This window comes from Ruegeria sp. CG11 (genome assembly GCF_056537245.1).
In genome coordinates this window covers 1-15684 of sequence record NZ_JBQFRE010000023.1, presented here as the reverse complement: position 1 = coordinate 15684, position 15684 = coordinate 1, and the positions used below count along the sequence as shown (strand labels likewise).

At 52.0% G+C, this 15684-nt stretch carries 16 protein-coding genes; 8 read left to right on the top strand and 8 right to left on the bottom strand.

Going from position 1 to position 15684, the window contains the following annotated elements; translation table 11 throughout:
* Position 1 precedes the first annotated feature (1 nt).
* The 4 genes from ACR0KW_RS21990 to ACR0KW_RS21975 form a co-directional block, all read right to left on the bottom strand.
* On the bottom strand, positions 2 to 1414 hold the full coding sequence (locus tag ACR0KW_RS21990) for an NfeD family protein (protein ID WP_480806924.1): 1413 nt from the start codon (positions 1412 to 1414) through the stop codon (positions 2 to 4).
* 166 nt (positions 1415 to 1580) lie between these two features.
* Positions 1581 to 2261, bottom strand: a complete 681-nt coding sequence (locus ACR0KW_RS21985; RefSeq protein WP_480806923.1) for an IS6 family transposase — start codon at positions 2259 to 2261, stop codon at positions 1581 to 1583.
* Between the two features lie 368 nt (positions 2262 to 2629).
* Entirely contained in the window at positions 2630 to 5113 is a 2484-nt protein-coding gene (locus tag ACR0KW_RS21980) for a beta strand repeat-containing protein (RefSeq protein ID WP_480806922.1), read from the bottom strand.
* Positions 5114 to 5190: 77 nt separating this feature from the next.
* Entirely contained in the window at positions 5191 to 5874 is a 684-nt protein-coding gene (locus ACR0KW_RS21975; protein ID WP_480806921.1) for an IS6 family transposase, read from the bottom strand.
* Between the two features lie 127 nt (positions 5875 to 6001).
* Here ACR0KW_RS21975 and ACR0KW_RS21970 point away from each other — a divergent pair, with 127 nt between their 5' ends.
* Both ACR0KW_RS21970 and ACR0KW_RS21965 read left to right on the top strand, forming a co-directional pair.
* Positions 6002 to 6226 (top strand): AbrB/MazE/SpoVT family DNA-binding domain-containing protein, encoded by a 225-nt coding sequence (locus ACR0KW_RS21970; protein ID WP_480806920.1) that lies wholly within the window; start codon positions 6002 to 6004, stop codon positions 6224 to 6226.
* Positions 6223 to 6531, top strand: a complete 309-nt coding sequence (locus ACR0KW_RS21965) for a type II toxin-antitoxin system death-on-curing family toxin (protein ID WP_480806919.1) — start codon at positions 6223 to 6225, stop codon at positions 6529 to 6531. Before ACR0KW_RS21970 ends, ACR0KW_RS21965 begins: the two co-directional genes overlap by 4 nt.
* 181 nt (positions 6532 to 6712) lie before the next feature.
* Here the strand turns inward: ACR0KW_RS21965 and ACR0KW_RS21960 are convergent, their stop codons facing one another.
* Positions 6713 to 6976 carry a hypothetical protein gene (locus tag ACR0KW_RS21960; RefSeq protein WP_480806918.1) on the bottom strand — a complete coding sequence of 88 codons (264 nt, stop codon included), beginning with the start codon at positions 6974 to 6976 and terminating at the stop codon, positions 6713 to 6715.
* A 547-nt stretch (positions 6977 to 7523) separates the two neighbouring features.
* Here ACR0KW_RS21960 and ACR0KW_RS21955 point away from each other — a divergent pair.
* Positions 7524 to 7871: a hypothetical protein gene (locus tag ACR0KW_RS21955; RefSeq protein ID WP_480806917.1), complete on the top strand. Its 348-nt coding sequence runs from the start codon at positions 7524 to 7526 to the stop codon at positions 7869 to 7871.
* Positions 7872 to 7961: 90 nt separating this feature from the next.
* On the opposite strand, the gene ACR0KW_RS21950 is transcribed toward ACR0KW_RS21955, so the two are convergent.
* The gene (locus ACR0KW_RS21950) at positions 7962 to 9752 is read right to left on the bottom strand and encodes a UbiA prenyltransferase family protein (protein ID WP_480806916.1); all 1791 of its coding nucleotides are present in this window, start codon (positions 9750 to 9752) and stop codon (positions 7962 to 7964) included.
* Between the two features lie 188 nt (positions 9753 to 9940).
* Here ACR0KW_RS21950 and ACR0KW_RS21945 point away from each other — a divergent pair, with 188 nt between their 5' ends.
* The 4 genes from ACR0KW_RS21945 (at position 9941) to ACR0KW_RS21930 (ending at position 12341) form a co-directional block, all read left to right on the top strand.
* Positions 9941 to 11620, top strand: a complete 1680-nt coding sequence (locus tag ACR0KW_RS21945; RefSeq protein WP_480806915.1) for a hypothetical protein — start codon at positions 9941 to 9943, stop codon at positions 11618 to 11620.
* Positions 11621 to 11666: 46 nt separating this feature from the next.
* Entirely contained in the window at positions 11667 to 11852 is a 186-nt protein-coding gene (locus ACR0KW_RS21940; RefSeq protein WP_480806914.1) for a hypothetical protein, read from the top strand.
* A 3-nt stretch (positions 11853 to 11855) separates the two neighbouring features.
* Positions 11856 to 12011, top strand: a complete 156-nt coding sequence (locus ACR0KW_RS21935) for a hypothetical protein (RefSeq protein WP_480806913.1) — start codon at positions 11856 to 11858, stop codon at positions 12009 to 12011.
* A gap of 63 nt (positions 12012 to 12074) precedes the next feature.
* The gene (locus ACR0KW_RS21930; RefSeq protein WP_480806912.1) at positions 12075 to 12341 is read left to right on the top strand and encodes a hypothetical protein; all 267 of its coding nucleotides are present in this window, start codon (positions 12075 to 12077) and stop codon (positions 12339 to 12341) included.
* Positions 12342 to 12590: 249 nt separating this feature from the next.
* Here the strand turns inward: ACR0KW_RS21930 and ACR0KW_RS21925 are convergent, their stop codons facing one another.
* Positions 12591 to 12821 carry a hypothetical protein gene (locus tag ACR0KW_RS21925; RefSeq protein ID WP_480806911.1) on the bottom strand — a complete coding sequence of 77 codons (231 nt, stop codon included), beginning with the start codon at positions 12819 to 12821 and terminating at the stop codon, positions 12591 to 12593.
* A gap of 800 nt (positions 12822 to 13621) precedes the next feature.
* On the opposite strand from ACR0KW_RS21925, the gene ACR0KW_RS21920 reads away from it, so the two are divergent.
* Positions 13622 to 14773, top strand: a complete 1152-nt coding sequence (locus tag ACR0KW_RS21920; RefSeq protein ID WP_480806910.1) for a glycosyltransferase family 4 protein — start codon at positions 13622 to 13624, stop codon at positions 14771 to 14773.
* Here ACR0KW_RS21920 and ACR0KW_RS21915 read toward each other — a convergent pair.
* The gene (locus ACR0KW_RS21915) at positions 14770 to 15585 is read right to left on the bottom strand and encodes a hypothetical protein (RefSeq protein WP_480806909.1); all 816 of its coding nucleotides are present in this window, start codon (positions 15583 to 15585) and stop codon (positions 14770 to 14772) included. The genes ACR0KW_RS21920 and ACR0KW_RS21915 overlap by 4 nt on opposite strands.
* Between the last annotated feature and the right edge of the window lie 99 nt (positions 15586 to 15684).

Here is a 15684-nt window from a genome sequence, read left to right as displayed (position 1 = left end):
GTCAAACTCCTCTGCCAGCCTCTGAATTCTCACCAGTCGCAAGCCCAACGCGTAGGGTAAGCCCATCGATCCCAAGAACGCGCACGTCTTGCCCGGGCTGAAGGCCGGTCATTCCCCTGGCTTGCCATCGTTCACCCTCGATCCAGACGAACCCGGCGCTACCGGACCAATCCAGCACCCGAGCCTGCGCCCCCAGCATCAGGTTCGACCCCGACACCGGCGCCCGCCGGTAGGTGTGGACAGTGTATCCCAGAAGCACGGCCAGAACCGATACGCTGACCAGCGCCATGACCCCGATCAACCACCATGAAACGCGGTAGGCTTCGACATCCGTGTCCACCAACATCGCAGCGCCCAGAGAAAAGGCGACAATCCCGCCCAGTCCCAGCACCCCGAAGCTGGGCGAAACGGCCTCGGCCACCATGAAGGCAATACCCAGCCCGATCAGCGCCAGCCCGGCATAGTCGAGCGGCAACTGGTTGAGCGCATAGAGACCCAGCGTCAGGCAGATCGCGCCGACCACGCCGGGCACGATCGCACCGGGGTTCCAGAATTCGAAGATCAGACCGTAAACGCCCAGCATCATCAGCACCAACGCCACGTTCGGATTGGACAGAACGCTGAGAATGCGTGTGACCGTCCCCATCTCGATCCGTTCAACCGGCAGGCCGGACACTTCCAGTGTTTGCCGGGTGTCGCCCATCGTCACGCTGCGCCCGTCCACGTCACGCAACAGCGTTGTCAGGTCAGGGGACATCAGATCGATGACATTGAGCTCCAGCGCTTGCGCCGCCGACAAGCTTTCGGCCTGCCGTACCGCGCGTTCGGCCCAGTCCGCGTTGCGGTTGTGCATTTCAGCCAAGCTGCGGATCAGGGCAGCCGAGTCATTGGTGACCTTGGCGGTCATCGCATCTCTTGGCGCCAGCGGGTCATTGGCGGAGTCCCCGTCAGTGTCCTTGTCCTCGGCCCCGCCGGGCGGTTGCCCGGGCAACCCACCAATCGCAACCGGCGTGGCCGCACCCAAATTCGTTCCCGGCGCCATCGCGGCGATGTGGCTGGCATACATAATAAAGGTGCCCGCGCTAGCGGCGTGGGCACCGGGCGGGGCGACATAGGCAATCACCGGAACCGGTGACACCAGTATCTCCGAGATGATTTCGCGGGTTGCATCCGCCAACCCTCCAGGCGTGTTTAACTGCAACACGACCACGGTTGTGGGCTGGTTCCCCGCGTATTCGAGCACGCGCGCGATGTGATGCACGGTTGCAGGACCAATCGGCCCTTCAATCACCGTGTGCAGCACGCGGTTCCTAGCTGTGTCTGTCGCGTCAACCTGGCCGTTCAACCGGTCTGCTGACAGGAAACACAGGATGATGAGACAGAAGAGGTTTAGGTAGTGCTTCACAATCTCCATGTGTGCTTTCCCTTACCACAAGGTAGCACGATCCGCTGTTGTCTCAAATCACGGGCCAAAACCCGGCCTTCCTCTTTGGAACGTGAACTGACGTGTTTTTCCCAAATACAAGTGGTTTTGTTGCGAAGTTTCTGACTGAACGAAGAGATCCCGCAGAACCGGCGGGTTAAGCAGCCAGTTCCGCAAATTGACGAAGCGGGCAGCGTCCGGGTTTGAATTGGCCTTTGCGGATCATGCCCGCTACCTCGATACCATCCAAGGTAGAAGCTGCAGAAACGAAAGATTTGAAACCAAGCATCGGGCGCGTTCGCCGCTTGATGCAGCGATGATCCTGTTCCACGACGTTATTGAGATACTTGCGCCTTACCATCTCGATCGGGATCGGACAGCCGAAGCCATTAAGCATTCTGTTAATAGCCTTGATGCCAGCAGCGTTAGCACCGCTCTTGTCGATGACAATCTTCCGCAGTAGCCTATTAACTTCCAGCATCCGAGCGAAGAACTTGGTGGCGGCCGGTTTGTTTCGGCGTTGCGAGAGCATGAAATCAAGTGTCCTGCCATACTTATCGACTGCTCGATAGAGATAGACCCACGCACCTTTCACCTTGATGTAAGTCTCGTCCATTCTCCAAGAGCGGTCGCAAGATCCTTTGCGGCGACGCGCGTACTCAGCGATCGCGCCAGAGTATCGAGCAACCCAACGGTTCAGCGTGGTGTGATCGACCGAAACACCTTGCTCTCGCATGATCTCCTCAAGGTCATGGTAGGACGCGCCGTATCGAACATAGAAGAACACGGCGAACAGGATCACGTCCTCCGGATATTGCACACCTTTAAAAGAGATCATGAACTGGTTCCCGACTGAATACACCGGCGATCATTCACCGTCTGCGTTCGAGCGCGTCAATAGTCAAAAGTTTGCAATAGAGCCCATCGAAAAGTACCCGAAAAACTTTCTTTTCAGCTTTTTATCGGGTCAAAACGACCATTTAAGACCAGCATTGAAATACGGTCCTTGGGCATCGGTGCCGAACTCTTGTTCTGCGTTCAATTCCAGTTACGGGCCGGTGGCAAAGTCCTTTTCATAGCCAATCAGCACACTGCCTCCGGTGAAATCCGTGCCCGGGAAGATCAGCGAATTCGTTGTCGAAAAAACGGTTACATCAGTTGATAAATCGCCGAGATCACGCCGCAAAACGCCGCTGAGCTTGCCTATCAGGGCACCATCTTTGACGAGGGCTTTCTCAACCTCGACCCCAAGTCGCGCTTCGAAAACCTCAGTGTCACTTCCCCGACCGTAGCATTCGCCAGAGAGCTGGTTTCGGTATAGCGGTCATCATCCTGCCTTGTATAGCGTAGGCTGCCAAATCCCAGCAGGTCGAAGTTGCTCTGCAGGTTGAATGGCCGTTCGACGTTCAAGCCCGCTGTATAGAGGGTCGAGTCATAATCACCCTTAGCGTCCGGGCTGCCCGAAATTTCACAGGCTTTGTCATTCGACAGGAACCCGATGCCAATATCTGCTTCAACCGTGTAATCGCCAAACTGTCTGCCAACCGCAGCGTTCAGGTAGACAGCGTTGGTTTCGAAAGACGTCGTGTCGCTGTCTCCATCTGCGGTGAATACACCTATACCCACGGCTAAGGCCCACCCATTCTCAAATTGGCCAGAGACACCGAAGCTGCCATTGAGCAAGTTCAGATTGGTATCGGATCCCCCGGGTTGCTCGAACTGTTTCGATTGCACATCAACAAGCGCATAGGGGCGGAACCTGTTCACAACATTCTCGCTGAATGCAAAACCACGCGCGACCTGCCCCGGAGTGCTGTAGCTCAAGACCCGCCCGGCACTTCCAACTAGCCCACCATACGAAGCAATGATATTGCCTGGCGTAAACACATCTACAGAGTCCACACTGGCGTAGATCGGGTTGGAGCCGCCTTCGTCTTGGACATACCACGCCGAGCGACCATCCGACACGGTGGTTGTAAACGTCCCGGCAGCAGTCGCGGCGCCCTCGAAGAAGAACACGCTGCTGCCGCCACGTGCGTCCAGATTCACGTTATGATCTTCGACCCGCATGGTGCCGGTCACATTGTCTTCGGTATCGACATTCAGTGTCCCGGTGCCGCTGCCCAGATAGATGGCATAGGCATCACCGCCCTCTGATTTGGCCGAGATCGTGCCAACATCGGTGATCACGCCGTCGAAATTGTCGATCTTGATACCGTAGGCTTCCGCCCCGACGCCGATCGCAGTTGCGGTGATCGAGCCACTGTTGGTAACAACACCGGATGTGTCGCCAATGTAAATGCCGATTGCGACAGTAGATGCCGATCCGGTTCGCGCATTATCTGCGAGAACGCTGATTGTGCCGTTGTTGTTGAAATTCCCGTCAAGCGTATTGCGAATGTTAATGCCAGCCGCGCTCATGAACGAGCCGTCACCTCTGGCAATTGCGACCAGCGTCCCAGAGTTTTCGATATTTCCGGTCATTGCGCTAGCGTACACCGCCAGAGCACTTCCTCCTCCGTCACCATCAATGCCTTGTACCGAAACGCTTACTGTGCCTGAATTTAGCAGATCGCCGACCAAACCGCCGGCCAACGATACACCGTTGACAACAGCGGATGATGCGCCGTCAACTGCAGCTGAAATTGTTCCGCTGTTGGGCAAAGTCCCGGTCATCCCGCCACTGATATTGATACCGGTTGCTGTTGCGGTGCTGATCCGGCTACCCGTGACAGTTGCGTTGATGATGCTGGCGTTTTCAATGTCGGCGTTGGCTGCGCGACGTATGAGCATTCCCGTTGCGCCAGCAAAAGAACCGCCTTCACTCTCGGCGCGAGAAATGATCGACCCTGAGTTACGGATACCACTGCCTGCACCCAAGTCTCCGAGGATTACGATCCCTTGTGCACTTGCAGAATCTGCCGTGCCGGTAAAACTTGTCACCACTGTGCCGGAATTCTCAACAGCGCCATTTAGGTCCCCTTCGATATGGATGCCTTTGGCATTGCCAGACGGTCCGCCGTTTTGCATTACAGATACTCTGGTGTTTCCTGAGGTATCGACATCGCCAGTCGCGTCCTCGCCGACATACAGCCCCCAGGCCTCAACCTCGCCTCCGTCTAGAATCACATTGACCGCAATCGAGCCTGAGTTCGAGAAGTCCCCATCCAAATTGTCGTCGATATGAAAACCCGATGCTCCAACCGTGAATTCGCTCTCGGCAGAGACGCTGATCGTTCCGCTGTTGGAGATGTTCCCGGTCATCTCTCCGTTCACGACAAGCCCGTCTGCATAGGCCTGTCCAAGAGCATTGGATGCGCCATTATCAGCAACTGATACAGTTGAAATCGATCCTGAATTCGAGAAGTTTCCGTCAAAGTCTTCGTCGATGTAGAACCCTGCAGCGCCTGCAAGCGCTGCTTGCGTATCTGTATCCAGTCCCAGGTTCGCGGCGGTCGCGTTAGATGCAATTGAGCCGGAGTTGGAAGTGTTGCCCGTCAAATCTTCGTCAACATAAAGACCATACGCCACCGCGTCGTCCGTCTGATCCGTCGCAACTGTAGCTATCGAACCAGAATTGCTGAAGTTACCGGCCAGGTCACCATTGATATAAAAGCCTCCGACTGTCGCGTCGGTAAAACCGTTGCCTTGCACATTCACTGTACCGCTGTTGACGATATTGCCGATCATGTCGTGATCGACGTACAAACCATAGACTGTGTCGCAAACTTTTGAAGGGGTTATAGTCGACCTCTCGCGGGTCACACTTATCCTGCAAGTTGGGTAAATTGCTGAAAGCCGGAATTCGTAGAGTCAGAGAATTGGCGCTTGCGGATCATGTTCGCAACCTCGATGCCGTCTAAAGTAGCGGAGGCAGATGCGAAAGACTTGAAGCCACACATGTGACGAACACGCCGCTTTATGAACCGTTGATCCTGTTCGACCATGTTGTTCAAAATCTTGGACTTGATCGTTTGTAATTTGGCTGGACAGCCAAACCGCCTCAGGATCTTATTTATTTCCCGAATACCTGCCGCGTTGGCTCCACTCTTGTCGATCACGATCTTTTCTGGAATCCCAATTGTGGACAGCGCTTTGGCGAAGAACCTGGTGGCTGCCGGACAGTTCCTTCTCTCAGACAGCATGAAATCAAGGGTGTTTCCTGCTTTGTCGACTGCTCGATAAAGATACATCCATTTGCCGCAAACCCGTATGTAGGTTTCATCCATACGCCAAGATTTCAGCGTTGGCCGTCTCTTTGATTGCGCTCGCGCTGCGATCAGTGGCGAGTACTTCGTTACCCATCTGCTCAAGGTGGCGTGGTCAATGCGGACACCACGTTCGGCCATGATCTCTTCCAAATCACGATAGGACACTGTGTACCGCAGATAGAAATACACGGCATACAGAACCGCATCCTTGGGGAAATGGCAGCCTTTCAAAGAGATCATACTAAGACCTGTCAGTAAATTTTTTGCGCGAAACAAATGCCAGAACAGGCTGCCCAGTCAATCTGACCCTAAAATTTGCGACACATCCCGTTAAGTATATACATCTGGATACACGCAAGAGTCCGCCATGATTGAAAGCAAAATTCGTAAAGTTGGAAACTCTGCGGTCATGACATTGACCACAGAGATGCTGACCATATTGGATATCAAGGAAGGCGATAGCCTATTCGTGGTGTGCAGTGATGATGGCGCTTTGAAGGTTATGGCACATGATCCCTCGGTGGCCGAAGCACTTGCCGCGGCAGAGATCGTTATGGATGAAAACCGTGATCTTCTGAAGGCCCTTGCGTGAAGGAACTTGTTTGGGTTCCGTTAGGCGCAATTATCGTTATCCATGACAGACAAATTGCCCGACACGGTGGGGCGCCTGGACTACGAGATGCCGCTCTTCTGGAAATGGGTTGTGCTCGGGCGATGAACTTCGCTGCTTACACAGATGCAGGCCTTCCAGAAATCGCGGCAGCCTACGCGTTTGGCATCGCCAAAGCACCTGCCTTTGTGGACGGCAACAAACGTATTGCATTTGTGACAGCAGCCACTTTTCTGCGTCTGAACGGGCTTTCGTTTCGTCCAGATCCTGTTCAAGGTTCAGGATGATGGAAGATCTGGCATCGGGGGATGTATCGGAAAAACAGTTCTCCGATTGGATCGATGAACTTGCGCAGCCAATGTGAGTCCGTCGTATCGCAAGCAACCCCTTATGCGAACCAGATTAGGCAAGCCGCAAAAAATCCGAGGATCACGTCGTCAACGAGGTAATCCAGTGGTCGAGCCATCCTTAGCCCGAAGGCCACATATCAACTTTGCAACCGGCCAACTCCATCAGTTCCGCCATCATCTCAAGCGTCAAGTGATCCGCTTGAACCGTGCGAAGCTGTGAAATCTTCTGTTGAATAGCAGGCTGGTCGAAGTTCACCTGTTCACCAAAGACAGATGCAATTCTCTTGATTGCGTACTCAAGCTGATCGTCCGGGCTGCTCTCTTCGAAGAAGTGCATCAGATAGTACAACGCAGTTTCGGGATCGTTCAGATGAGGATCCAAGACTTCGTCAGTGGAATACGTTCTCACTTGTTGCAACTTTTGGCTCCCAACCAAACTCAACGTCTTGCTGCCCACTACAGGATCGGATCGTGGGACAGAACCACGGCTTTCTAGAAACGAAACAGATAGTTTACGAAACTTTCCTTGTGGTGTTTGTTTCCACTTGAGATTGTGCTTCTAAGAGACAATAATCACAATAGGCTACATAATTGTTCAAAGAAGAACAGAATACAAATAGTGACAAAATTGAATACCGCGCATCCTCTTGGACAACGAATACGCTCCTAGAATTGATAAAACAGGTTCGGCGAACACTATTAAACATTTGTGATCATTGCGCTGTCTAGGCACGAACGATCTCTGCCGTTGATATCCACTGAAGCATCATCCAAAAAAATGATTTGATGACGAACACAAAGACTTACTGTGCATCTGTTAGCAGTTTGCCAAGCGTTCTGGCTTCAAATCGAACATCAGTAGATTTGTTCCTCACACGACAGGTCCCAACAACTCTTGCAATAACAGCACCCCCTAAGGAGCTCAGAAATTGACTACTAAAGGCAAAACCATTCCGGGCGCAGCGCTTACTATCGCAACTCTGATATCGGCATGCTCTGAAGAAGTTACTAACCAAAAAATTGAAGAATTCCGCCGCACGGGGAACTTTGACCTCACCGTCGGCGAGATGCTCTCAGGTGTTATTCCCCAAGAACAAGCGGCCCCGGCAGACAAGCCACAACCCGTTTACCGACGGACAGCTGCCGTGGCAACACCCGCCGCCAAACCTCAGCCCAATTACCTTCCGCCAGCACAAAAGATTGACACTACCAAGCGAAGTGTGACGGCAGTTGAAGAGGAAGAAACGTCTGATGTCGAAATAAACTTGATTGATTGACGTCAATCGACGGCTCAGATGTCCGGCGAATAGCAACTGATCGAATGAAAAAGGCGCATTAGTGCGCCCTTTTTCTCCGGATATCGTTTCCTACAACCCCAGCCCGACGGCTGAGACATAGGCCAAGGCTTGCATACACTGCTCAGGTGTCACGCTGGCAATGCACGACAATTCACCCCCAAAAACTGGTGTCCAAGCGACGGCAAATGCGAACCCCAATGCCGCGAGACCCAGACCACCGATTGCGTATTTCCAAAATGACACGGGCAAAACAAAATCCGCGTCCATTCCCAATTCACTCAAAACAAGCTTGCTGCGTCGTTTTTTGGCAATCGAATATCCAATAAACGGAGTTACTACAGACAGCGTCAGCAAGAGTTGCACGACAGTTGGCGCGACAGGTTTAGGAACCCCGAGTACATGGGGCAGAAGCGAAGCTCCTCCCAACGCGAATGAAAGCCCCATGAACTTCCAGCGCAAGGCCTTCTGGCCTTTGTTTAAGACTTTTTCCAGCCGCTCAGCCAGCCCTTCTACAGCGCCGCTAACGTCACCAAGGACACCATCCAAAGTCCACCGGGCGCCATCTACTTGTTTACCTTTTGAAGCGACGGCCAGAAAATCCATTCCAGCAAGGGTTTCTTTTAAATTGATCAAGTTGCCCGATGCAATCTTTGGCACAATTGTCTTGGACAAGTACTCCCGCGTGGCAAAGGAAAAAGCCATAGGAGCCTCCTTGCCAAGACCTCTCACTTGAATGTTGCTCCCCTCCTTAGTCGCAACACACGAACACGTACTGAATTTCACAATGCCTCGGCTCTCATTCTTCTCAATCGACAGCCGGTCTACAACGCGGCCTTCCTGGCGCAAGAGAACTTCAATTTCCTGATCGTTGAATCCAGATATTTCAGGAACTTCAACCGTAGAGTTCATTGTTGCCTTTATGGACAGGCCGTGCGTGGTCTTGCCTGTTGCGTCGCATGGCCCACATAGAATTCGACCACGACCTCGGCAAGACGCACAGGTGACAAAGCCCGAAGCCTGACAGGTTCCGCAATCCACACGGCCCGAACCCCAGCAGGTCATGCAATTTCCCAGGTTACCGAGACCGGAACAGGTATTGCACCGCTGGTAACCACTTTGCTGACCATTGGAAACATGGACCTGGCCATTGCCGTGACATTTCCAACAACGCTGCTTGCCCAAGTGGCAATTGTGGGCAGTGCAAGTGCGCTTGCCCGTGCGACCGCAGGAGCCACAGGAACGCTGACCTGTCTCGCCACACTTGGAACACCTTACAGTCTTCGTGCCATTACAGGTAGAGCACGTTTTCTTATAATTGACACCTTTAGAATGAATGACAGTCTCACAGCCGCATTCGCAAGGATCCTGCACATTGGCTTCAATCCAAGGCTGCTTTTCGCACTCAGCTCTGAACGCCTTAAGGACCTTCTCGGCATCGCCACGATCACTATAAGTGTCAGTCTTTGAGAAGGCGTCATCACCAATCAGAGGCGACCACACTTTTGTTGCTGTCACCATAGTGGGGATATCAACAGCCTCGACAATTGTATTGGCAGCCAAAACGTCATCGTCACTTTCGCCCAGGTAATTCAAAGTGGAAACGACTGCTTTTTCGAGAATGCCAGACACTTCGTCGGCAACGGGATGAACGGTCTCGTTCTCAGATTTAGATAGTTTATCTGTCGCCGCGCATGCACGGTGAGCATCCAGGCAGCTATCAACTTCAACTGGTTCTTCAGAATCAGATGTCGAGGAGACCGGAACCCCTTCATCATGCGCCAGCTCACCATTGCCATCGACATTCTGTTCTTGCGTTGACTCAACCCCTGATAAGTCATCACCCTGTAAGCGGTCGCTCATTCTTTAACCCTATTTACGCATCAAGCAACTGATGTTGCATGAAATCTCTTTCATTATTAGTACACCTATTGATAGAACTCAGAGTAAATTTGAACACCTTCGAGGCTGACAATGAAAATCTCAGATATCGAGATGCAGATGAACCACAGTGAGGCATCCTCGGCTCTCATCGAAACGCGCGATCCAGAATGAGCCGATACGACAGCAGCATTTCGCCCGAGGTTTTGGATCGTTTGGGTGCGAGGGTTTCTTTATCTGCATTTCAAGACAGAGCAGCGCGTTGGGAAGCCGAACGGCTCAGCAGAGCCGGAGCCAATGCTGACGGCATCGGAGAGCAAAAAAAGGCTCTTTTACTCTTTGTTTTGACAGCAACCTATCTGGCATTCGAACTTGCGTTTAACGCGCGTCTTCTTGATGTCATCGGGACAACCGTCGATTCGCACGACATTGATCAAATCGAGCTGTGGGGCCGCTTAATTTCCGGATGTGCGCTGACGCTTGGGTTCTGGTCTCTAGCCATCAAGGCAAACAGAAGTATGCGGGACTCACTTCTTGCCATGACACTGGTTGCCGGCGCATGTTTTGCAGCGTCATACTTCATCCAGGAGCGTATACTTCACGTTATTTCAGAAAGTGCCACACCTGCCCAGAAACGGGCAGCTTCCATGCTGGTTCTGGCGACCGAAGCAGTACACGCGGACGATGCCACCCTAGCGGGTATGAACTTGGAGCAAATGAACCGGGACAGTCCGGAATTCAAAACTTTTATGGCCATGTTTCCAGCCATGGCCCTTTACACTGAGAACGTAGAAGACAAAACCGAACACGAAGTACGGGCCCTCATTCGGGCGAAGGTCGTTGGCCAGATGCCAAATTTCAAGGAAATGTTTGAAGACGTCTATTTAGAGAGTGAAGTTGCTATCAAGGAAGGGTGGAATGCCTACGCCGAAGGTTCTCATCGCTACTTTCAGGCTGTAAATAGAATTCCCCAAGAACAGCACGACGCTTGGTGGGAATATCGAAGAGCCTTGGGAAAGCACTACAACCCTTGGAATCTGCCACGAAAGTACCACGCTGAAGCCCGCAGGAAAGTCCAGAACAAAGGCATATGGGTGCCTTACGACTGGAACCCAGGCGATCAAAAAACCTTTAATCGGGTGATACGTGAGAAGATCGAAGACGAGGCGGAACAGCAGTACCGTTATCGCATGATTAATGAGGCAGGTATTTATGTGAAACCCGGCCTGCCGCAGGCACAATTCTTCAATAGTGACGCGGTCCAGTCCAAGTGGCGAAAAGAGATCGGCATGGTGCCCAGTATACCTTTGGCATTGGATCTGAACCCCAAGCAATTCAAGGCGCAAGTGTATGAGCCGTGGGTACAGGCTATCGTCGATAAGGAAGCGGATAAGTTCTTAGCCCCTGTCGAAACCTTCGAGGCCGGAGGTCGCCACCAGAACGTTGGCGATCTCGCCGTCCGAATTGCCTTTGTTCCATTCGTAGCTTTCACATTTTCAATCATTGGGGCGTTGTTCCACATTACGAAGACCAGTTGGTTGGCCAGCAAGTGTTTCAAAGCAAACAGGAAAGTTCAGCTGGGCGTTTGCACAACCGTACTGGGTGCAACACTCTGGTATTTCGGGCCATCCACGATCACGCCAAACCCAGTTACCGAGACGGTACTCTTCAACGAACTTGACGACGGCGTAAAAAAACGTGCAGGCCAAGTGACCTCCATGGGGATACGCGGTCTGATCCAATTCCAGACCGACTTTTACCCAGTATCGGAATGGGTGCGCACGGTTCCGCTCCAAGGAGTGGATTTTGGAGTGGCAGAATCAGCGAGTGCCAGCTTTGACGGCGGTTAGCCATGGCACCTATACAAGAGCACCAATATCATGACCGATGATCAGGATGACAGACAGCACCTCGGCCGCGGTGGCCGAAAAACTGGCTAGCTTACTGTCTCCTGCTGCGCTGGAAGCTTTGGAAAACATGGTCAGTGAGGCAACAGAGGATGAGTTGGCATGGGTATCAAACCTCCTTAGCCGCCAGTTGATCATTGCTCGCAGCCGGATTCTGACTTCGCGCCATTTCTAGAAGATGGCTGAAAAAACTAACTTAAATCGGGCCTCACTGACTAAAGCTGAAATCGAGAAGATCGCCACACTAGCCTGCAAGAAAAGCGTCACGCCTGAGGAGCACGAGTATCTGAAGTCGATGGGCATCGACCATGATGGCCCGACAAAAGACGACTGACTTTTTCTTTTTTGCAAGCATCAGCGCACATCTAATCTGACTAGATAACAAGAGGATAGTCAGATGAGTAAAATGGCACTTGAGCAGGCATTTGAGGAAACACTTAGGCTGCGCCAATTGGTTGACGATGAGAACTCAACTGAGATCGTTCCGGCTCTGCCGCAGGTCACAAACCGCGCTGAGTATTCATTTCAGAATTTCGCCGAGGCACGTGAGATGCTTTCAGTAGTTTTTGATGGCCAAGATGTCGATGAGGTCATGAACCGCATTGAACGCGGCCTGGTGATCGAGTCAAATCGAGACGCGGAATTATCCAGTAATGATCCATGACAAGCCCTGACAGTTGATGAGGCCAAGGCGGCTCTGGAGGCATACACATGCGCAGCAGACGATTTCACCAGGGAATCTCGTCACGTTGCGATCATCGAGGGCGGCTGACAGGGCATTGTTGGTGACTAGGAGACGACTGTTTGTTTGCAGTTACTAGATGATGCCGTTGAGCGCATGGAACAACGGCAACAACTCGCTCCAAGCTTCTGAAGACAAAACAGCCCCGCCAGAGCGGGGCTTTTCATTTGATCACGGCTTGATCCGCCTGATCGAGCCATCAGGCATTCTCTCTTCCCAACTGGCTCCCCTGAATAACTTACTCATGCCATGGCTGTTTTCAGCCTGGAGATCTTCAGCTGAAATCTCACCATTTTTCAGACGTGCTTCATCGGCCGCTCTTTGAACAGCTTTCTGGGCAGGCCGTTTAGAGATATCAAAATCACCATTCATGTCGGTGACAGTAGCACATTCGATGCCCATTGGCGTCAGGTAATTCGTTGCCGGTGTCTGTGACAGCTAACCGTGTGCTGGCGGCTCTATGGCTCGTTTGAATGCACCCAGAACTTCGTCTGGCTGGTTGACCAGGGCATCGCATGGGGCACATCCAAAATCGAGGTGTGGCCGTGTCATCCATTCCAATACCCGCAGGTCACTCCAGTCATGCGGTCGCAGTTTCAGGATCTTGGTCAAGACTGGCAGAATTCGGCTCTGGTCTGCATCGAGCTGGAATGCTGGCACTACTGCGTTTCCGTCGATTTCAAAGCGTAGCCCCTGCCCCACGCACCTAGCTGGAATCTCTTGCTCGGTCAGCATCGCGACGGATGACAGGATGCGATCTCGGATTTCTTGCTCTTTCATACGGTTGACGCACACAGGCCGATGATCACGACAACCAGGATCATGGCGATCAGGCCGCTGATGCTTGATGGGATGTAGATAAACATGGATAGATTATACCCAGCCAGACACTCATTAACTATAAGGGAACGCACCTATCCAACGCTCCGATTGCAAACATCCTGGATTCTTGCACGAATTAGCTGCGACTATCCGGGGGCACAAACTCACATTATTTGCGACGCGATTGCAATCATCCGCTTCGGATCATACTAGATGCGAGCGGACTAACGCATCATAGAGCAGCATCCAAAGCACTGTATATAGCCGTTGGTGGAGCTAAACCTTTGCGGGGCGTACTAAAGCTGGGGAAGTGTGGATGACAACCTTAAAGGCCTTAAGTGCACGCGCCATTCTATCTGTCTGGTCGGACACGTAGGCGCATGAGCGAACAAATACCTACTGCTCTCTTGGATGCATCGGCCGCTGAGCTTAAAACAGACGGTCGCCACAAGGTCAGCATTCTCAATCTACCCTATGGCGAAAGCAATCCTTACCAACGGATGATGTATTGGCCCGGGGTCTCAAATTACACCGTTCTGCCTGGAAAACGTAACTTTCGGCGGATTATCAAACAGGCAAAATCAGGTCAATTCGCAGCCGTGCATCTTCATTGGGATGACCTGATCTTCCACCTGGATAGGTGGCAAGACCAGGCCGATCAGGAGCAAAAAAATAATGCAATTCTGAATACGCTTAAAAAGATCAAGGACCTTGGCATTCCGATCCTGTTTTCAGTTCACAATGCGCGCCCCCATCGACCCGGAGCCAGCTTTGGCAGCTTCGTAAACCTGCGGCGAAACATTTGCGATCTCAGTGATGTCATCCATGTCCATACAGACTATGCTGCCGATCACATCTGTCTTGAGTACCGCGTAAACCCCGACAAGATCCGTTTGATCCCACACCCATCTTACTTGGGGGTCTATGAGGCTTCTGAGACGACACTGGCACGACAGCCCATTATTGGCGAGACGCGGAATTTCCTGTTCTTTGGCGCTTTTCGACAGAACAAGGGCATTGCCCGGATCGCTGACGCGCTCAGCGGTCTGGAAAAAGAAGGTCGGCTATTTCAGACAACGGTCAGTGGCAAAGTTCACGACGCTGGACGCAAAGAAATAGAGGACAGGTTTGCTCATTTCGGCGTAAATGTTCTGCTGAACATGGACAGAGTTCCCGATCTCGAAGTACCGGCACTGTTTTCTGGATCGGATTTCTTCCTCGCTCCCTTTAACGACGACGTTTTATCATCCGGGACGATTATGCTGGCCCAGACATTTGGATTGCCCGTCATCGGCGCGAACACGCCAGCCATTCGCAGCATGCTTCCCGAAAGCAATCATCCGCTTTTGTATGACCCGGCTTACCCAGACGGATTGGTGCGCTCTATGCGAGCGGCTTGTGAATTGAGTGAGAGCGATATTTTCGAGCTTAGGAAAAACGCATTTGCGGTCGCGCAAGCCTGCGCTCCACACCTCATAGCATCTCGCCTCAGCCACGAACTTGATTGCTTGATCGGCACACACAAACCTTAATCAAATCCAAAGCCGGGCAGCTTGGCATGTTGTTTTTTCGAAGCCTTCAGATACTCTAAATGTGCACGTTTCGCCGCCGCGACTTCTTCGTCTGTCATACTTGATCGGTTCAATTCCAGGAAGTATTCCGCGCTTCCGTCTGGTTGAACATTTTGGTCTTTGATTGCAACCAAGTCATCCGACCTCACATCTAATATGGAAAGTGCCTTGGTGAGTGGCAGCAAACGGTCATTTAGATCGGTTACATCGATAGATACGATGTCGGCACGGGACAAAACTGACGCCTTGACACGATCAACCACCGCGTCGAGGTCCGCTCCATTTTTCAGGGAATTGCTGTATTCAGAGATATCTGAGCGGATTCGGTTTGAACGAAGGTTCTGCCAAAAAGTACTTCGAATCCATTCGGCAGCGTTTCTGGTCGTATATAATAGCGTTATATGAATTTGCCCCTCTGTAAGCCGGAAAACTTCATCCAACAGGACCTCCGCAAGAATGTGGGTATGGGCATAGGACCACACACCTTTGCGCCCTGGAATCAAACCGGCAAACTCTTCATTGCTGATTAACAATGGTTTTTCAGTTTGGCCTATATAGGGCTTAAGTGCGCTCCGAAGCTTTTTTCCAAAGTTAAGCAGGGTTCGATCTTTGGGCGCTACAGAGTACCGTCGTGCTGAGAAACCAGCATCCTGAACATCCCGAGGCAAAAGCACATTTACGCGATCTTTCAGGATATGCTGATTCCTGGAAAGCGTCCTTTGGAACGTCGTTGTTCCGGTTTTGTGAAAACCCTGATGGATCACGACTTTCAAAACGCCACTTCCAACTCGTTTCGGCCCAGCTTGGAATGTCTTTTCAACATAACTGATCGACTGAATGCAATTCGTCTTTCAATCAAATAGAACGATGCA